The organism is Cupriavidus sp. CuC1 (assembly GCF_044627735.1).
GTDB lineage: Bacteria > Pseudomonadota > Gammaproteobacteria > Burkholderiales > Burkholderiaceae > Cupriavidus > Cupriavidus ulmosensis.
This window is the reverse complement of sequence record NZ_JBIUHC010000012.1, coordinates 102,184-118,892: the sequence shown is the minus strand read 5'-3', so window position 1 is coordinate 118,892 and position 16,709 is coordinate 102,184. Positions and strand designations below refer to the sequence as shown.

19 protein-coding genes are annotated in these 16,709 nt (G+C 65.2%); 12 read left to right on the top strand and 7 right to left on the bottom strand.

What is annotated here, in order from left to right; translation table 11 throughout:
• Positions 1–425: transposase domain-containing protein (locus ACGLHR_RS07955; protein ID WP_400093079.1), on the bottom strand; the 425-nt coding region annotated here is incomplete at its 3' end.
• Between the two features lie 172 nt (positions 426–597).
• On the opposite strand from ACGLHR_RS07955, the gene ACGLHR_RS07950 reads away from it, so the two are divergent.
• Entirely contained in the window at positions 598–1,569 is a 972-nt protein-coding gene (locus ACGLHR_RS07950; RefSeq protein ID WP_400093077.1) for a tripartite tricarboxylate transporter substrate binding protein, read from the top strand.
• Between the two features lie 16 nt (positions 1,570–1,585).
• Here ACGLHR_RS07950 and ACGLHR_RS07945 read toward each other — a convergent pair whose 3' ends face one another.
• From ACGLHR_RS07945 to ACGLHR_RS07935, 3 genes are all read right to left on the bottom strand, one after another.
• Complete coding sequence (locus ACGLHR_RS07945) at positions 1,586–1,987, bottom strand: hypothetical protein (RefSeq protein ID WP_318237237.1); 402 nt, start codon at positions 1,985–1,987, stop codon at positions 1,586–1,588.
• A 134-nt stretch (positions 1,988–2,121) separates the two neighbouring features.
• Positions 2,122–2,748: a zeta toxin family protein gene (locus ACGLHR_RS07940; protein WP_400093076.1), complete on the bottom strand. Its 627-nt coding sequence runs from the start codon at positions 2,746–2,748 to the stop codon at positions 2,122–2,124.
• Positions 2,748–3,104: a type II toxin-antitoxin system Phd/YefM family antitoxin gene (locus ACGLHR_RS07935; RefSeq protein WP_267603207.1), complete on the bottom strand. Its 357-nt coding sequence runs from the start codon at positions 3,102–3,104 to the stop codon at positions 2,748–2,750. The genes ACGLHR_RS07940 and ACGLHR_RS07935 overlap by 1 nt, the downstream gene beginning before the upstream one ends.
• Before the next feature lie 326 nt (positions 3,105–3,430).
• Here ACGLHR_RS07935 and ACGLHR_RS07930 point away from each other — a divergent pair, with 326 nt between their 5' ends.
• Both ACGLHR_RS07930 and ACGLHR_RS07925 read left to right on the top strand, forming a co-directional pair.
• On the top strand, positions 3,431–4,027 hold the full coding sequence (locus ACGLHR_RS07930) for a nitroreductase (protein ID WP_267603205.1): 597 nt from the start codon (positions 3,431–3,433) through the stop codon (positions 4,025–4,027).
• On the top strand, positions 4,014–4,169 hold the full coding sequence (locus ACGLHR_RS07925; RefSeq protein WP_400093075.1) for a hypothetical protein: 156 nt from the start codon (positions 4,014–4,016) through the stop codon (positions 4,167–4,169). Before ACGLHR_RS07930 ends, ACGLHR_RS07925 begins: the two co-directional genes overlap by 14 nt.
• Positions 4,170–4,179: 10 nt before the next feature.
• Here ACGLHR_RS07925 and ACGLHR_RS07920 read toward each other — a convergent pair whose 3' ends face one another.
• A complete protein-coding gene (locus tag ACGLHR_RS07920; protein WP_400093074.1) occupies positions 4,180–4,929 on the bottom strand; it encodes a response regulator transcription factor in 750 nt (249 codons plus the stop codon).
• A 414-nt stretch (positions 4,930–5,343) separates the two neighbouring features.
• Between ACGLHR_RS07920 and ACGLHR_RS07915 the strand changes: the two genes are divergently transcribed.
• Positions 5,344–5,850: a DUF1993 family protein gene (locus tag ACGLHR_RS07915; RefSeq protein WP_400093073.1), complete on the top strand. Its 507-nt coding sequence runs from the start codon at positions 5,344–5,346 to the stop codon at positions 5,848–5,850.
• 545 nt (positions 5,851–6,395) lie between these two features.
• The gene (locus ACGLHR_RS07910; RefSeq protein WP_400093071.1) at positions 6,396–6,593 is read left to right on the top strand and encodes a hypothetical protein; all 198 of its coding nucleotides are present in this window, start codon (positions 6,396–6,398) and stop codon (positions 6,591–6,593) included.
• Between the two features lie 69 nt (positions 6,594–6,662).
• Here the strand turns inward: ACGLHR_RS07910 and ACGLHR_RS07905 are convergent, their stop codons facing one another.
• Positions 6,663–7,865, bottom strand: coding sequence for an MFS transporter (locus ACGLHR_RS07905; RefSeq protein WP_400093070.1), 1,203 nt, complete (start codon positions 7,863–7,865; stop codon positions 6,663–6,665).
• 214 nt (positions 7,866–8,079) lie between these two features.
• Between ACGLHR_RS07905 and ACGLHR_RS07900 the strand changes: the two genes are divergently transcribed.
• From ACGLHR_RS07900 to ACGLHR_RS07875, 6 genes are all read left to right on the top strand, one after another.
• Positions 8,080–8,985, top strand: a complete 906-nt coding sequence (locus tag ACGLHR_RS07900) for a LysR substrate-binding domain-containing protein (protein ID WP_400093069.1) — start codon at positions 8,080–8,082, stop codon at positions 8,983–8,985.
• Positions 8,986–9,316: 331 nt separating this feature from the next.
• Positions 9,317–9,964, top strand: coding sequence for a 7-carboxy-7-deazaguanine synthase (gene queE, locus ACGLHR_RS07895; RefSeq protein WP_400093067.1), 648 nt, complete (start codon positions 9,317–9,319; stop codon positions 9,962–9,964).
• 67 nt (positions 9,965–10,031) lie between these two features.
• Entirely contained in the window at positions 10,032–10,508 is a 477-nt protein-coding gene (queD, locus tag ACGLHR_RS07890; protein ID WP_267603190.1) for a 6-carboxytetrahydropterin synthase QueD, read from the top strand.
• Between the two features lie 23 nt (positions 10,509–10,531).
• Positions 10,532–11,191: a tRNA adenosine(34) deaminase TadA gene (gene tadA / locus ACGLHR_RS07885; protein ID WP_400093066.1), complete on the top strand. Its 660-nt coding sequence runs from the start codon at positions 10,532–10,534 to the stop codon at positions 11,189–11,191.
• Positions 11,188–12,162, top strand: a complete 975-nt coding sequence (gene ldcA / locus ACGLHR_RS07880; RefSeq protein WP_400093064.1) for a muramoyltetrapeptide carboxypeptidase — start codon at positions 11,188–11,190, stop codon at positions 12,160–12,162. The genes tadA and ldcA overlap by 4 nt, the downstream gene beginning before the upstream one ends.
• Positions 12,163–12,391: 229 nt before the next feature.
• Positions 12,392–14,002: an ABC-F family ATPase gene (locus tag ACGLHR_RS07875; protein WP_267603185.1), complete on the top strand. Its 1,611-nt coding sequence runs from the start codon at positions 12,392–12,394 to the stop codon at positions 14,000–14,002.
• Positions 14,003–14,298: 296 nt separating this feature from the next.
• On the opposite strand, the gene ACGLHR_RS07870 is transcribed toward ACGLHR_RS07875, so the two are convergent.
• On the bottom strand, positions 14,299–14,913 hold the full coding sequence (locus tag ACGLHR_RS07870; RefSeq protein WP_400093063.1) for a hypothetical protein: 615 nt from the start codon (positions 14,911–14,913) through the stop codon (positions 14,299–14,301).
• Positions 14,914–15,117: 204 nt separating this feature from the next.
• Between ACGLHR_RS07870 and ACGLHR_RS07865 the strand changes: the two genes are divergently transcribed.
• Entirely contained in the window at positions 15,118–16,551 is a 1,434-nt protein-coding gene (locus tag ACGLHR_RS07865; protein WP_400093062.1) for an aldehyde dehydrogenase family protein, read from the top strand.
• Positions 16,552–16,709 lie beyond the last annotated feature (158 nt).

The window sequence follows — 16,709 nt, the reverse complement described above, 5'->3', positions numbered from 1 at the left end:
AGCGTCGAGCCATCCACGCTCATGACCCGATAGCCCGCATAGTCGCCGCCTGCAGTTCGTGGGCGTTGCGCTGCCTGCCTGGCGAACAGCTCGCGCATCACCTGCCAGCCCAGCCGTGTCCGCCCCTGCGAGATCGCCGCCTTGCTGACCTGCGCATCGCGCACCTGATCGCCGTAGATGCGCCGCAGCCCCTCGATCACCAGCCGAAACACTTCCTCATAGGCCACGCGCGGATACAGGCACATCGCCATCACGAAATACACCAGCACTTCCCGTGGCATATCCCGGCGCAGACGCGTCTGCACACCGCACTTCACGAGCGCCTCCTTGACCTGCCCCAGGGAGCAGTTCAGCGCCAAATACCCCACCGCCAGATGGTCCGCGAGCCTCGCACCGCCGGGCAGCGTTGCCTCCGTTCTTGCCATCCTTCAAGCTCTTCTTGTTGTTGCAGAGGCTTGAAAGTTAACACAAATTCGAATTTGTTAACAGTATTGTGCCTAGGCCGGATATTGGCGGATTCCATGGGACCCGGGGCTGGCACCCGGCGTCCGGCTCCCGACATCCATGCTGCTCTACCCACTGAGATAGGTGCGCCGAATGAGAAATACGTTAGCCCGCATTGCGCTGTTATTTGCCGCGATGTCCGCGGTCACCACGGTGGCGGCACAGACCGAGGCCAAATTGCCGCCTTTGATGAGAATTGTCGTGCCGTTTTCGGCGGGGGCGAGCAACGACGTGATCGCGCGTGCGATCGCTCCAGGGCTGGCAAAGCGCCTGGGGACTACGGTCATCGTGGAAAACAAGCCCGGGGCCGCAGGCGTCGTTGGTGCCGACTCGGTGGCCAAGGCGCCACGGGACGGGTCGGTGCTGCTTCTGACGTCGTCGACCTTCCTGACCGCTGCCGCCACCCAGCCTCGCTCGCCCTATGATCCGCTTGCCGCGTTCACGCCGGTGTCCATGGTCGCCGAGGGGCCGTTGTTGCTGGCGGTCTCGTCCTCGACCCAGATCAGGTCGCCGGCCGAGCTGATCGCGGCGGCGCGCGCGAAACCGGGTGCGCTGACCTATGGCTCGGCGGGGATAGGTTCGCTGGCGCAACTGGCCACGGAGTTGCTGTGCGACATCTCGAAAGTCCAGATGATGCATGTCCCGTACAAGGGGGCTTCCAACGCGCTGATCGACCTGGCGGCGGGGCAGATCGATGTCATGATGTCCAACTACAGCTCGCTCGTGACCCAGCTGAAGTCCGGCAAGGTACGGGCGCTGGCGGTGACCTCGCAGCGGCCGAATGCGGCCTTTCCCGACTTGCCGCCGCTGGCGGCATCGGTGCCAGGCTACGGGATCGAGATCTGGGTTGGTGTCCTTGCACCGGCCGGCACGCCCGCGCCGCTGGTCCAGAGGCTGAACCGGGAGATCAACGAGATCGCCGCGTCGCAGGATGTGCGTGTCGTGCTCGAACCGGACGGCTCAGCGCCCAAGGCAATGAGTCCATCCGAATTCGGCGCGCGCATGCGGCAGGATCTTGTGCAGTGGAAGCGCATCGCCAGCGACAGGAAGATCGTGGCGGAATGATAGGTGGGGAGAAGCCCTAGGCGCCGTCCAGCAAGTCGTGCGAGTTCAGGATCGCGTACGCGATATCCGGGTTTGTCTCCAGGCAACGGCGGATAGCCGCGGGAATCGCCTGCTTGGTCTTGCGGCACAGCCCGGCTTGCTCCTCCACCTGGATGCTGATGCCGCGCACGGTGCGCACTTCGTGGATGCTGGGCGTGATCGTCAGCACGATGCCCAGTTGCGCATGCATGCGCCTTTCCATGTCCTTCAGGTCGGACAGGCTCGACAGGCTTTCAAGGCGGGCGATCAGCCGCTTTTCCTCTTCCTGGGTGAGCCTGAGGATCCGCATGTCGGATTGCGGGTCGTCCAGCAACGCTTCGCGACCGCATGTGCAGGCGCCTGGCGGACACTCCTTGCGAATCGGGAAGGGGACGTTCATGTCGTCGTCGAGGCGATGCGCGCCTCATCCGGAGGGGGTAGGGGTTATCTTAAATCATGAGGCCCACCGAACGCTGGCTCTGCCGATGGTCGAGGCAGGCGGGGCAGTCGGGGCAGGCGATCCAGCCAGGATGATCAAAGTGCGAGCGCCGCTTCGACGATGGGCTTGGCCCATTCGGGCGTTCGCCTCAGGTCCTGCGGCGAGGTTGGCCACGATAGCTTGCCGTAGGACATTTCCAGCAGCAGCAGGGGGTCGGGCACGGCGTCGCCGGGCGCGGCGTCGATGCTGTTGTCGTAGACCTGGAGATGCGCCAGGTGGGGCATGAGCGCGATCAGGTTGGCCGGTGAGGTCGTGCAGCGTTCACGTATCTTGTCTTCGGGGATGTCGTGCCCGCCCATCGTCACACGCGCCTTGACACGCGCGACGTGCTGATCGGCAGAGGCGAGCCCGCAGAACCAGATGATCACGTCGTGCGACTGCGTGGCGGCTCTGATTCTTGCCGGGACCGAGTTACCCCCAAGGGTTGTTTCGAACGCATAGGTGCGTTCCTCGGAGACGGCCTGATCCAGGCGGCGCACGCCTTCGTGCCAGGCCGCGGCATTGGCGTCCTCCTGCGCGCATCCCGTGGCAGCCCGCAATTCACGTGCGAAGGTGTCGGGATTGAACCAGGCAAGGCCGGCGCGAGCGAGGAGGTAACCGCCTATCGAGCTTTTGCCGGCGCCGTTGACGCCGGCCAGCACGTAGAGGACCGGCCGCGCCATCAGTATCCGGTTCCGGCTTTCACCTTTCCATCAAGCCGGGCGGGTTGGCCGGCCAGGGCGCGCAAGCGGTCGCCGGCGTCGTTGGCGTCCAGAGACGCAAGGCGCTCGTCAAAACGTTTGCGCAGCGCCTCAAGCGTGGCCGGGGCATTGGCCTGAGCGGCCCGAACCGCCTCCACCATGGCGGTGTACTCGCGGGTGGAAAGGATGACGGCTTCGGGGTCGTTGTGGTTGGTGATGAGCACCTTGCCGTGATGGGATACTGTCCGCATGACGCCACGCCAGCCATGCTTCTTGACCTCGGAGGCCGGTGTACGCGGCAACTCGCCGAGCAGATCGGTAGTGACGGGTAGGGCCATAACCATCTCCTTGATAGTCCATATGGACCATTTTACCCAAATTGGGAAATTTGGATACATGGTCATGGTTCGGCGACACGCCGCACGCCCGACAAAGCACACGTATTAGCAATGATTCGTATTTATAATCTATCGATCGGCAATATCAGGACCTTGGCTACGCGCTCCTGACCGCTATGCCCGACGCGCACGGGCAAGCAGTGCGTGCTGGTCGAGCAGCCGCAGGCCATGCATTTTGTGCGCAGCGCGGAAACCCTGTAGGCGCAAGCGAGCGTCCAGGAATGACTGGCGCGCCGAGCGTGCCAGAACCCAATAGAGAGGATGTCATGTCGGCCGATATCGATCTGGCGCTTTCCGGCCCGCAGAAGATGGCCTTTGAATTTCTGCTGTCGCGGCAGTCGCCGTGGCCGCTGGGCGCGCCCGCGCCATCGCCGAAGGAACTGGACCTGGTGTTCGAGGCGGCCTTGCGGGCGCCGGATCATGGCCAGCTCCAGCCGTGGCGCTTTATCGTGATCCGCGATGAGGCGCGCGCCGCGCTCGGCGAAGTGTTCGTGCGGGCGGCGCAGGCTCGCGACCCGCAAAGCGATGGCGAGCGCTTCCGGGTCAAGGCCATGGCCGCGCCGATGCTGATCGCGCTGGGCGTGCATCTCGAGCGCGGGCACAAGGTGCCAGAAATCGAGCAGTTGCTGGCGACGGCCGCGGCCACCATGAACATGCTTAACGCCCTGCATATCCTGGGTTACGGCGGCTTCTGGGCGACCGGCCTGAACAGCTATGACGAAGGCGTCCGGCAGGCACTAGGCCTTGGCGACGAGGAAACGCTGGTTGGCTTCCTGTATGTCGGTACACCCAAGGAAGCCGTGCGCCCGGCCAGCCGGCCGGCGCCCGAGGGGTTTGTACGCGAGTGGCATGGGCCGGCCTGAGGCTTCCAGGCGCGACTTTCGCGGCATCCTGCTCGCGCTGGCGATGGCCATGGCGCTGGTAACGTTGCTGGCGCTGCGCCAGCGGCTACGCATTGCCGGCATCGTGAGCGGGCGGCACGCCGGGGAGGGCGCGCGCGGTTGAGATGGCTGGTTCAGGCGCTCGCGCGTTCAAGCACTTGCAAGGTAGCGCCTTGCTGGCGGGCGGCATACACCGCGCCGCTCCGGCTGGTGGCGCCCAGGCGCTTATAGATGGTCTGGGCATGCGTCTTGACCGTGGATTCGGAAAGGTGCAGCGCCCGCGCGATGGTCTTGAACGGATAGCCCTGTGCCAGCTGCACCAGGATCTGGTATTGCCGCAGCGTGAGCCCGAGCTGGCGCGCTTCTTCATGCTCCGGGTTGTCGGCCGGGGCCTGCAGCATGGGTGGGGGCAGGGGCGCGCGGTGTAAGGGCATCGGCAGCACGCGAGGCGCAATGGCTGCGGGCGGCTGCGCGCCTGCCTGGAGCAGGCGATGAACGGTTGTGTCGAGGCAGGCAAGCGATGCCGACTTCGGTAGCCAGGCGAAGGGGATGTCGCCGGCCGCCTGGTCCACCCAGCCCAGCGGCGTGTCTTCCGTGAGCATGAGCATGCCGCGCGGCCGGATGAACCGGCATGCGTCCATCAGCAGGCCAAGGCCGCCGTCGCTGTCGTGGCTGAGGCCGAGCACCAGCAGGTCGGTCGGCACGAGGAGGCTGCCGTGGGCGTGGAAGTTCGCCAGTGCATCGGGATACATGCAATCCACCCGGTCGATGCCGGGGATGCTGATGAGAATCTGTCTTAACGCTAGCTGGACAAGTGGACTGGTATCGATCAGGACGACATCGAACGACCGGCGCTGTCGGACCGGTTCTAGGCTGGTGTGCATGTGCAACGCTCCCCTACGTGCTACGTGGTGACGATGCGGCTGCTGTTGCGCCGCTTAATTTGTTTCACGCCAACGCCTGCACCGCAAAGAGCGTGCCATTTGCTGCAGGTTGCGCCGAAGGCGTCTTGCAACACCGGCAGGCTGCGCTTGCGATTCCGGCGGGGAGGGTCGCCACGGCCACAAATCCGCACCGCCCTTGTAAAGCGTGCACGAGGCATTTGTAAATATCACATGGTGATGTATCCGGCGACTTCAATCCTGCTCGCGGGGCTGTGCATGTCCGAGGCCGCCAGCGGCCGGCCGGCGAGAAACCGCCGGAAGGTTTATCCTCGCCGTGTCGCGCATCCCGCCCAGGCCCAGTTTGCGGGGTGGCGGGACGCCGCGTCTGGCAATCACCACTCCAAGGACACCCCCATGTCACTCTCGATGTATGAAGTATCGATCCCGGCCTTTATCCGGGCCTTCGGCAGCTTGTCGGCCATCCTGGACAAAGGCGCCGCATTCGCGCAGGCGCAGGGCATGGACCCCGCCGACCTGATCCAGACCCGCCTGGTGGCGGACATGGACCCGCTGCCGGCGCAGGTGCAGCGCGCCAGCGACAGCGCAAAGAGTTGCGCGGCGCGGCTGGCTGGCATCGAGATGCCGTCGTTTGCCGACACCGAAACCACCTTCCCGGAGTTGCAGGAGCGCATCGCCAAGACGGTGGCCTTCCTGAAGACCATCCAGCCCGCCCAGCTCGAGGGCAGCGAGGCGCGCACCATTGAGATCAAGCTGCGCCCCGAGCCCGTCACGTTCGACGGCAAGTCCTATCTGCTGGGCTTTGCGCTGCCGAACTTCTATTTCCACGTGACCACCGCTTACGACATCCTGCGCCACAAGGGTGTGCCGATCGGCAAGCGCGACTATCTCGGCTTGTCCTGATCAACACTGATCGGAAGGGTGGCCGCTTGCGGCCGTTGGATGTGGCGTTGGCCCTCGAGCGCTTACTTGCTCACCATCTGCGCTGCTTCACTGCAAATTCAACGGCTTAACGTCAAAAGGTCAAAAGCTCGAAAAGTCAACTGCTTAACGTCAAAAACAACTGCAGTTTCACCTCCCCTGCGGGGAGGCGACCTACTTTCTTGTCTCGCCAAGAAAGTAGGCAAAGAAGGCGACCCGGATGGGGCGAAAGACTCCTCGTCGTCAGTCCAAAAGAGCGGCCGGAGGCCAAACTCGCATCGCCTTAAGGCGATACTCAAACATGGCCTCCTCTTTTCCGCTCTTTTGGCCTGCCGACGAGGCGCCCCATAACGGGAGATGAAAACCTTGACGGCTCGCTGCGCATCGCGGGCAGGTGATTGCCGCCTGGGGGCGGAAATCACGGCTACACCGACTGATGCTTTTACTCTACCGCCGGGTTGCTCCCCTCTCCCACTTGTGGGAGAGGGCGGGCGCTCACGGAGCTGGCGGGCTTTTCGGCTGGCGCCGTGCCCGCTTTGCTGGTTGTCTATGGCATCGCCAACGTGGTCGGCAACGCCATCGTGGGGCGATTTGCCGACAGGTACACGATGCCCATCCTGCTGGGCGGCCTGATTGTTCTGGCGATCACCCTGGCCGTTTTTGCGGGCTTTGCCGACAACAAGGTTGTCAGCGAGGCCGGACTGATCCTGATCTGCACAGACTGATATCCGCGAGATTCCCGCCCGTATGGGCAAAGTCGTGATCCCGGCCGCCCTGAGGCTAGCGATGAGGGCTCAGGCCCCGCCAGCGGCTAGCTTGCCACCAGCCGTGGGTTGCGCTTCAAGCCTGTCCAGGCGGCCGCTCCATGCGGTCAGGCCCAGCGCCACCAGCACCACCAGCGCGCCAATCCACGGCGTATGCATCAGGCCCATGTGGGTCACGATCAGGCCGCCGGCCCAGGCCGCACCGGCAATCCCCAGGTTGAAGGCGGCGATATTCAGGCCCGATGCCACATCGACGGCACCCGGCGTATAGCGCTCCGCCTGCTTGACCACGTAGACCTGCAGGCCCGGCACATTGCCGAAGGCGACCGCGCCCCAGGCCAGCACGGTGGCGACCACCAGCCAACGGTGCGGGGCGGTGAAAGTCAGCGCGAACAGGACGATCGCAAGCAGCAGGAACACGATCTTGAGCGCGGCGATGGGGCCGTGGCGATCGGCCAGGCGGCCGCCCCAGATGTTGCCCGCGGCGACCGATACGCCGTACACCAGCATGACCAGCCCGACCGCGCCGGCGCTGAAGCCCGAGACCTCTTGCAGGATGGGGGCCAGGAAGGTGAAGGGGATGAACGAGCCGCCGTAGCCGATCGCGGTCTTGGCGTAGACCAGCAGCAGGCGCGGCTCGGCCAGCACCTTGGCCTGTTGCAGCAACGAGGCCGGGGCGCCGTGGCGGATATTGGCCGGGACAAACATCAGGCTGCCGACAAAGGCGACCAGGCCGAGCGCCGATACCGCGAGGAAGGTCTCGCGCCAGCCGAAATGCTGGCCGATAAAGGTGCCCAGCGGCACGCCGGTGACGAGCGCCACGGTCAGGCCGGTGAACATGATGGCGATGGCGCTGGCGGCCTTCTCCTTTGGCACCAGGCTGGTGGCGATGGTGGAGCCGATCGAGAAGAACACGCCGTGAGCCAGGCCGGTCAGGATGCGTGCCAGGATCAGCGATTCATAGCCCGGCGCCTTCCAGGCCAGCAGGTTGCCCAGCGTGAACAGGGCCATCAGCGACAGCAGCAGCGCCTTGCGCGGCAGGCGGCCGGTGAGGGCGGTCAGCACGGGGGCGCCGATGGCCACGCCGAGCGCATAGAGGCTGACCAGCAGGCCGGCCGAGGGCAGCGTGATGTGGAGATCGGCGGCGATGGTGGGGATCAGGCCGACGATGACGAATTCGGTGGTCCCGATGGCAAACGCGCTGATGGTCAGCGCGAACAGGGCAATGGGCATGGTGGGCTCCAGATGCGTCCGGTAATGGAATGGGCGCAGTTTGCCGCTGTCTTTCTTGCTGATTAAGTGGGGTATCTGGATAAGATACTTGATAAATATTCAAGAACGGTTCGGGTGCCTGGCCATTCGCGCCGGCGGGGCGCTCAAGTCGTCAGCCAGGCTTTATTGCAGAATGCAGGGTGATTTTCAACGAGTGTTTGCTTAATATTCAACAATGAAGATCACACTCGAAGAACTGCAGGCCTTTGCCACCGTGGTGGACAGCGGCTCCATCACAGCCGCGGCCGAGCAACTGGGGCAGACCGTCTCCGGCATCAGCCGCGCGCTCAGCCGCCTGGAAGACAAGGTGGGCACCACCTTGCTGCACCGGACCACGCGCCGGCTGGCGCTGAGCGAGGAGGGCGACGCCTTGCTGGCCCACGCGCGCGCCATCCTGGCCTCGGTGGAACTGGCGGAGGAGCAGATGGCCGTGCGCCGCCAGCGGCCGGCGGGGCGGCTGCGGGTGAATGCGGCGTCGCCCTTCATGCTGCATGTGATCGTGCCGCTGATCGGGGAATTCCGCCGGGCGTATCCGGAAATCGAACTGGAGCTCAATACCAACGATCAGATCATCGACCTGCTGGAGCATCGCACCGACGTGGCAATCCGCATCGGCACGCTGCGGGACTCCACGCTGCATGCCCGCCCGCTGGCCAGCAGCCGCGTGCGCGTGCTGGCCAGCCCCGCCTATCTCAAGGCGCGGGGCCGCCCGGAAAGCGTGGCAGACCTTGCCAGCCACAGCCTGATCGGCTTCACCCAGCCCGAATCGCTCAATCGCTGGCCCTTGCGCGGCGCCGTGGGCGAAGAGGTGCAGATCGCGCCGCATCTGTCGGCATCGAGCGGCGAAACCCTGCGCCAACTGGCGCTGGCGGGCGAGGGCCTGGTCTGCTTGTCGGACTTCATGACCGATGCGGACCGGCGCCGTGGCGACCTGGTGCAGGTGCTGATGGGGCACACCATCGACGAACGGCAGTCGATCAACGCGGTCTACTACCTCAACACCCAGCTTTCAGCGCGCATCGCGAGCTTCCTGGATTTTGTCGGGGGGAAGCTGCGCGAGGCGGCCTGGGCGCAGGTTTAGGCCGGTGCCAGCCCAGGCCAGCGGCTAAGCTGGGCCTTGGCAATAGGGGAAATCAAGGAGGTGGCTGGAGCGGATTGCGCTCCTGTGCGAAAATAGCGAGCTAGCCGCAGTTTTTTGCGCTGTTTTTGGGCCATTAAGTCGCGGCCATTAAAGTCGCCACTCGTCGCCAGTTGCCCGCCCGGCATTCGCCGCGCGCCGTGTACCGGCCGGTCGAGGCCTGTCTGCGCTGGCCGCCACACCGCCAGGCCGGCATGTCGTGCCGCATGATGAGTGCATCACCACACCACCCACAGCACCACCTACAAGAGCTACTACAGCTTTACCAGCCAGCATGACTTACGCCGTCAAGGAAATCTTCTACACACTGCAGGGCGAAGGCGCCAACGCGGGCCGCGCAGCCGTGTTCTGCCGCTTCTCCGGATGCAATCTCTGGAGCGGGCGCGAGGAAGACCGTGCCGGCGCGGTCTGCCAGTTCTGCGACACCGACTTCGTTGGCACCGACGGCACCGAGGGCGGCAAGTACCGCAGCGCCGAGGCGCTCGCCGACAAGGTGGCGGCCCAGTGGCCGCAAGGCGTGGAGAGCAGCGCCGCCGGGCGCCCGCTGGTGGTCTGCACGGGCGGCGAGCCGCTGCTGCAGCTGGATGCGCCCCTGATCGACGCGCTGCATGCGCGCGGCTTCGAGATCGCCATCGAAACCAATGGCACGTTGCCGGTGCCGGACGGCATCGACTGGGTTTGCGTGAGCCCCAAGATGGGCGCCGAGCTGGTGGTCACGCGCGGCGACGAGCTCAAGGTGGTGATCCCGCAGGATGGGCAGGATTTCGCCGCATACGAGCGCCTTGAATTCCGCTATTTCCTGGTGCAGGCCATGGATGGCCCGCTGGCACGGCAAAATACCGCGCTGGCGGTGGAGTTCTGCCAGCGCCGTCCGCTCTGGCGCCTCTCGCTGCAGACCCACAAGCTGCTCGGCATCCGGTAGGCAAATCGCGCAAATCGTGCAAATCGCGCCGGTACGCACCGGCACACCTCGGCACCCACTGGTCCACATGAACAAGCAAGTTTCCATTACCCGCCGGCTGGAGTTCGACTCCGGCCACCGCATCCCCAACCATGGCGGCCAGTGCCGCAACATCCATGGCCATCGCTATCGCCTGGACCTGACGCTGTCGGGCGAGGTGCTGCATCGCGCCGGCGCCTCGGACGAGGGCATGATCCTGGACTTCAGCGACATCAAGGCGCTGGCCACGGAACACCTGGTGTCCAAGTGGGACCACGCCTTCCTGATCTACCGCGGCGATACCGCGCTGCTGAACTTCCTGCAGACCATGGACGGGCACAAGACGGTGGTGCTCGATGCCATCCCAACCGTGGAGAACCTGGCGCAGATCGCCTTCGACATGCTCGCCCCGGTGTTCAAGGATTGCTTTGGCCACCAGTTGCAGCTCACCCGCCTGGTGCTGTTCGAGACCCCGAACTGCTGGGCCGAGGTCAGCGCCGCCTTCAGCCTGCCGGCGCAGGACTGACCCGCCGGGATGATGCAGCCGCGATGACCGCGCCGACCCTCCCGCCCGAGGCAAGCCTGGAAAGCCCGGATCCTTCCATGGATCCTGCGCTGGAGCGCGAGCGCCGCTATATGCAGGCCGCGCTTGACGAAGCGCGCCTGGCCGAAGCCGCCGGCGAAGTCCCGGTGGGCGCGGTCGTGGTGTGGAACGACACCATCATCGCGCGCGGCCACAACCTGCCGATCCGCTCGGTCGATCCTTCCGCTCATGCTGAAATGCAGGCGCTGCGCGCCGCTGCCCGCGTGATCGGCAACTACCGCATGCCGGAGTGCGAGCTCTATGTGACGCTGGAACCTTGCGTGATGTGCAGCGGCGCGATCCTGCACGCGCGGATTCGTCACGTGGTGTTTGGCGCCACCGACCCCAAGACCGGCGCCGCGGGCAGCGTGCTCAACCTGTTCGAGCAGGCGCAGCTCAATCACCAGACCACCATAGCCGACGGCGTGATGGCCGACGAGTGCTCGCGCATGCTGAAGGATTTCTTTGGCGGCAGGCGCCGGGCCCAGAAGGCCGCACAGAAAGCAGCGGCGCAAGAAGCCGCCCAGACTGCGGGGGCAAGCGATGCGCCTGCCTGCGCCCATTGCGATGCTGCCGCACCCGCAGCCTCCATCGACACCGACCCAAGCCAGAACTCCGACGCATGAGCCAGCCCACGACCACGCCCACGCCAGCCACCGAGGTCCGCCTGATCGCGTCTTCCGGCTATCCGCATGACGTCGCCATCGCCGCGCGCGGCTGCGCCTGGCTCAAGGGGCAGGGCTTTCATGTCGGCAACCCGGATGTGCTGGCGCGCCGCTATTTGCGCTTTGGCGGCAGCGATGCGGAGCGGCTGGCCGACCTGCACGCCATCGGCACCGGCGCGGCGCACGAGCTGACGCTGGCGGTGCGCGGCGGTTACGGCATTGCGCGGCTGCTGGAGCAGGTGGACTTCGCCCGCATCGCCGAGCAGGCGCGCGCCAGCCAGACGCCGATTGTCGGCCATAGCGATTTCACGGCCTTCCAGCTAGCGTACCTGGCGGCCACCGGCGGCGTCACCTTTGCCGGCCCGATGCTGCTGGCGGATTTTGGCGCGGACGTGGTCGATCCCTTCATGTGGCAGCACTTCAACGGCGTGCTGCGCGATCCGGCGTACACCATCGACGTGGATGCGCCGCAGGCCGGCGGCCAGCCTTTTACCGGCTCGTTGTCGGGCACGCTGTGGGGCGGCAACATGGCGATGCTGTGCAGCTTGCTGGGCACGCCATTCATGCCGGCCGTAGAGGGCGGCATCCTGTTCCTGGAAGACGTCAACGAGCCGCCGTACCGGGTCGAGCGCATGCTGCTGCAGCTGGACCAGGCCGGCGTGCTTGGCGCGCAGCGCGCGATCCTGCTGGGCGACTTTTCCAATTACCGCGTGACCGACTACGACAACGGCTATGACCTGCCTGCAGTGGTGGCGTACATGCAGGCGCGCCTGTCGGTGCCGGTCCTCACCGGCCTGCCGTTCGGTCATTGCCCGCGCAAGCTGACCCTGCCGGTGGGCGGGCAGGCGCAGTTGAGCGCACGTGCGGATGGGTTTTCCCTGTCGCTGTCGGGCTACCCGGTGTTGAAAGCGGCGGCTTGCGCCCACATCTGAGGCTTATCGCTTCGTTCCTTTGCCCGCCAGTGGTAAAATTTTGGGTTGTTTCCCGATTTCCCTGCCCGGGTCCCGCGCCAACGCGCCGCCAGGTCACCATGCCTGGCTTTATGCCGCCCCCGTTGCCAAAGAAGCCAAGCGAATCGCATTTTGCACAGCCCTTGGCAGGCGGCAGCCCGAGGCAAGCGCGGCAAGTCCCGCGCCTCATCATCCATACAAGGTCCCAGACGTGCTTTCTACCGCAAACATCACCATGCAGTTCGGCCCCAAGCCGTTGTTCGAGAATATCTCGGTCAAGTTCGGCGAGGGCAACCGCTACGGCTTGATCGGCGCGAACGGCTGCGGCAAGTCCACCTTCATGAAGATCCTCGGCGGGGATCTCGAGCAATCCGCCGGCACCGTCATGCTGGAGCCGGGCGTGCGCCTGGGCAAGTTGCGCCAGGACCAGTTCGCCTATGAAGACATGCGCGTGCTGGACGTGGTCATGATGGGCCATACCGAGCTGTGGGCCGCCGCCGCCGAGCGCGATGCGATCTACGCCAACCCGGAAGCCACCGACGAAGACTACATGAAGGCCGCCGAGCTGGAGGCCAAGTATGCCGAGTACGACGGTTACACGGCCGAAGCGCGCGCCGGCGAGCTGCTGCTGGGCGTGGGCATTCCCACCGACCAGCACCAGGGCACCATGAGCAACGTGGCGCCGGGCTGGAAGCTGCGCGTGCTGCTGGCGCAGGCCCTGTTCTCGAACCCGGACGTGCTGCTGCTCGACGAGCCGACCAATAACCTCGACATCAATACGATCCGCTGGCTGGAACACGTGCTCAACGAGCGCAATTCCACCATGATCATCATTTCCCACGATCGCCACTTCCTGAACTCCGTGTGCACGCACATGGCCGACATGGACTACGGCACGCTCAAGGTCTACCCGGGCAACTACGACGACTACATGGAAGCCTCCATGCAGGCTCGCGAGCGCCAGGTGGCGGCCAATACGCGCGCCAAGGAGCGCATCGGCGAGCTGCAGGACTTCGTGCGCCGCTTCTCGGCCAACAAGTCCAAGGCCCGCCAGGCCACGTCGCGCCTGAAGCAGATCGACAAGATCAAGGTCGAGGACATCAAGCCGTCGTCGCGCCAGAATCCGTTCATCCGCTTCGAGTTCGACAAGAAGCTGCACAACCTGGCCGTGGAAGCCGAGGGCGTGACCAAGACCTACGATCGCAAGGTCATCAACAACCTGTCGATCGCGATCCAGGCCGGCGAGCGCGTGGCCATCATCGGCGAGAACGGCGCCGGCAAGACCACCTTGCTGCGCAGCCTGCTGGGCAGCACCGTCAAGGGCGGCGTGGAAGTCGATCGCGGCACCATCAAGTGGGCCGAGAACGCCAATGTCGGCTATATGCCGCAGGACACCTTCGAGGAATTCCCGGTCGACCGGGACCTGATCGACTGGATGAGCCAGTGGACCCAGGCCGGCGACGACGACCAGTCGCTGCGCGGCACGATGGGCCGCCTGCTGTTCTCCGCCGACGACATCAAGAAGTCCGTCAAGGTGCTGTCCGGCGGCGAAAAGGGCCGCATGATCTGGGGCAAGCTGATGCTGGGCCGGCACAATGTGATGGCGCTTGACGAGCCGACCAACCACATGGACATGGAATCCATCGAATCGCTGCAGATCGCGCTCGACAAATACGCCGGCACGCTGATCTTCGTCTCGCACGACCGGATCTTCGTCAGTGGCCTGGCCACGCGCGTGATCGAAGTGCGCAACGACGGCACGCTGACCGACTACCTGGGTACGTACGACGAGTACCTGGAATCGCAAGGCATCGACGACTAAGCAGTAAAAAAAAGCCTCGGGCAAACAAGAAGGGCCGCCAAGCGCTGCTCTTGGGACTGCTGACAAAGTTGCGAACCATCCGGTTTGCTCCCCTCTCCCACTTGTGGGAGAGGGGTCGGGGGAGAGGGAGGGCGCTCGCATAGCGTGAGGACGTCCACTTCGTAGGGACTCCCGCCCTCTCCCCCAGCCCCTCTCCCGCGTGCGGGAGAGGGGAGCGCGACATCGTAGATCGACCTTTGTCAGCAAGCTGAAGGGCCGCCAAGCGCGGCCCTTCTTGTTTTTGTGGCCGCATCCGCTCAGGCCGATGCTTGCCCGTTGTCGCGCACCATCCTGTCGAGCTGGTCGATGATGGCGCCGGCAGTGATCTCGCCTTTGGCCTTGTGCAGGGCGCTGTATAGCGGATCGCGCAATGCCGCCAGTTCCGCCGGACTGCCGGCCTTTTCCACCTGGACCTGGAGCAGGTAGCCGCGCAGGCCCAGGTGATGGCCGATGACGTCCGTATAGAAGTGATAAAGCTGCTGGTAAGCACCGCCGGTGGCTTGCAGGGAGGCTTGCGCCAGCAAGGCGTCGTCCCGTAACTGCACATTGGCACCACGCATGCCGTACATGGAGAACAGGCTGTCGGCCTTGGCATCGCCATGGTCAGCCATGCTTGCGGGCGGGTTTGGCGGGCTGGTAACCGTTGGCGCTGGCTGCTGCGCATCCTCCGCGCGGATCAGCCCGGCAGCCAGCAGGGCGTCGATGGCCTCAGGCCCGACGCCCATGCCGCCGGTCTGGGCCAGCAACTCGCTGCGGCGGCGCTCTCCATTGACGATCAGCAGCAAGGCGCGCAACTTATGGTCCAGCTTGCGTGCGCGCGTGCGGATTTCGTCATGGCCTTGCTCGGTCTTATGAAAAACCGGGTCGGTCATGTCTCGCTCCATTGTGATAGGCCGGGCAGCGCCGTGCGGTGGGCCGCACTTGGCGTCATGCGGCTCGCCGGCCGATTATCGCCACGTTGTTTGGGACGCTGGCGCGCTGCAAAAAAACGAGTCGCCAAAGCGCACTACAATGTGGTGCACCATAAAAGTAACAAAATTTGCACCCGCCTATTCACCCAACTGAAAACTGTGGCCATGCAACAACGAGACAAACTCTTTATCAACGGTAAGTGGATTGCCCCGCACGGTACCGGCCTGATCAACGTCATCCACTCCACGACCGAAGCCGTCATGGGCCGCATCCCCGAAGGCCACGCGCGCGACGCCGAGGATGCCATCCAGGCAGCGCGGGCCGCCTTCGACAGCTGGTCGGCCACGCCGCCCAGCGTGCGCGCGGGCTATATCCGCAAGATTGCGGAGGGCCTCAAGGAGCGCAGCGAAGAACTGGCGCAGCTGATCGCCGGCGAAGTCGGCATGCCGATCAAGCTGGCGCGCGCCATCCAGGTGGGCGGCCCGGTCTACAACTGGGCGCAGGCCGCCAAGCTGCTCGATACCTTTGCGTTCGAGGAAGAAGTGGGCAATTCGCTGGTGGTTCGCGAGCCGGTCGGTGTGGTCGCGGCCATTACGCCGTGGAACTACCCGCTCAACCAGATCACGCTGAAAGTGGCGCCGGCGCTGGCCGCGGGCTGCACCGTGGTGCTCAAGCCGTCGGAAGTGGCGCCGCTCAATGCCTTCGTGCTGGCTGAAGTGATCGAAGCCGCCGGGCTGCCGCCGGGCGTGTTCAACCTGGTCACCGGCTATGGCCCGGTGGTGGGCGAGGTACTGGCCAGCCACCCGGAAGTGGACATGGTGTCGTTCACGGGTTCCACGCGCGCCGGCAAGCGCGTGTCCGAGCTGGGCGCGCAGAGCGTCAAGCGCGTCGCGCTGGAGCTGGGCGGCAAGTCCGCCTCGGTGATCCTGGATGACGCGGACCTGGCTGCCGCGGTCAAGGGTACCGTTGGCGCCTGCTTCCTCAACTCCGGGCAGACCTGCTCGGCGCACACCCGCATGCTGGTGCCGCGCGCACGCTACGACGAGGTCAAGGCGATCGCCAAGAAGGTGGTCGAAGGCTATACCGTGGGCGACCCGTTGCTGGAAACCAGCCGGCTCGGCCCGCTGATCTCGGCCGCGCAGAAGGACCGCGTGACCGGCTATATCCAGCGCGGCATCAACGAGGGCGCGGAACTGGTAGCCGGCGGCCCGGAGGCGCCGGAAGGCCTGGACAAGGGCTTCTTCGTCAAGCCGACGGTGCTGGGCAATGTCGATCCCAAGGCCACGGTGGCGCAGGAGGAGATCTTCGGCCCGGTGCTGTCGATCATCTGCTACGACACCGAGGAAGATGCCGTGCGCATCGCCAACGACAGCATCTACGGGCTGGGCGGCGGCGTGTGGTCGGTCGACGAGGCGCGCGCCATCCGCGTGGCGCGCCGTATCCGCACCGGCCAGGTCGACATCAACGGCGGCCCGTTCAACATGCAGGCGCCGTTTGGCGGCTACAAGCAGTCCGGCAACGGGCGCGAGGCCGGCAAGTACGGGCTCGAGGAATTCCTCGAGTACAAGTCGCTGCAAATGAAGAAGCCGGCTGCCTGAGGCCGGCGGCTGGCGAAGGCGGGCGCTGACCCGTGCGCCCCCGCCTTCGCGCGAGGAACGATGCCCGGCTGGTCCGGGCATTTTTCATGGGCCGCTTCGGTGGCCGGCTACTTGGCCGGCTGGTTGACTGAATCGTTGGCCGATTTCACGTTGGCCGG

What these genes read in the sequence shown, in the direction of transcription:
- ACGLHR_RS07865 (WP_400093062.1), top strand. Translation starts at nt 15,118, where the DNA reads ATGCAACAACGAGACAAACTCTTTATCAACGGTAAGTGGATTGCCCCG.
- ACGLHR_RS07930 (WP_267603205.1), top strand. Translation starts at nt 3,431, where the DNA reads ATGTCGGCCGATATCGATCTGGCGCTTTCCGGCCCGCAGAAGATGGCC.
- ACGLHR_RS07905 (WP_400093070.1), bottom strand. Translation starts at nt 7,865, where the DNA reads ATGCCCATTGCCCTGTTCGCGCTGACCATCAGCGCGTTTGCCATCGGG.
- ACGLHR_RS07935 (WP_267603207.1), bottom strand. Translation starts at nt 3,104, where the DNA reads ATGGCCCTACCCGTCACTACCGATCTGCTCGGCGAGTTGCCGCGTACA.
- ACGLHR_RS07870 (WP_400093063.1), bottom strand. Translation starts at nt 14,913, where the DNA reads ATGACCGACCCGGTTTTTCATAAGACCGAGCAAGGCCATGACGAAATC.
- ACGLHR_RS07925 (WP_400093075.1), top strand. Translation starts at nt 4,014, where the DNA reads ATGGGCCGGCCTGAGGCTTCCAGGCGCGACTTTCGCGGCATCCTGCTC.
- ACGLHR_RS07940 (WP_400093076.1), bottom strand. Translation starts at nt 2,748, where the DNA reads ATGGCGCGGCCGGTCCTCTACGTGCTGGCCGGCGTCAACGGCGCCGGC.
- ACGLHR_RS07945 (WP_318237237.1), bottom strand. Translation starts at nt 1,987, where the DNA reads ATGAACGTCCCCTTCCCGATTCGCAAGGAGTGTCCGCCAGGCGCCTGC.
- ACGLHR_RS07950 (WP_400093077.1), top strand. Translation starts at nt 598, where the DNA reads ATGAGAAATACGTTAGCCCGCATTGCGCTGTTATTTGCCGCGATGTCC.
- ACGLHR_RS07920 (WP_400093074.1), bottom strand. Translation starts at nt 4,929, where the DNA reads ATGCACACCAGCCTAGAACCGGTCCGACAGCGCCGGTCGTTCGATGTC.
- queD (WP_267603190.1), top strand. Translation starts at nt 10,032, where the DNA reads ATGAACAAGCAAGTTTCCATTACCCGCCGGCTGGAGTTCGACTCCGGC.
- ACGLHR_RS07915 (WP_400093073.1), top strand. Translation starts at nt 5,344, where the DNA reads ATGTCACTCTCGATGTATGAAGTATCGATCCCGGCCTTTATCCGGGCC.
- ldcA (WP_400093064.1), top strand. Translation starts at nt 11,188, where the DNA reads ATGAGCCAGCCCACGACCACGCCCACGCCAGCCACCGAGGTCCGCCTG.
- queE (WP_400093067.1), top strand. Translation starts at nt 9,317, where the DNA reads ATGACTTACGCCGTCAAGGAAATCTTCTACACACTGCAGGGCGAAGGC.
- tadA (WP_400093066.1), top strand. Translation starts at nt 10,532, where the DNA reads ATGACCGCGCCGACCCTCCCGCCCGAGGCAAGCCTGGAAAGCCCGGAT.
- ACGLHR_RS07900 (WP_400093069.1), top strand. Translation starts at nt 8,080, where the DNA reads ATGAAGATCACACTCGAAGAACTGCAGGCCTTTGCCACCGTGGTGGAC.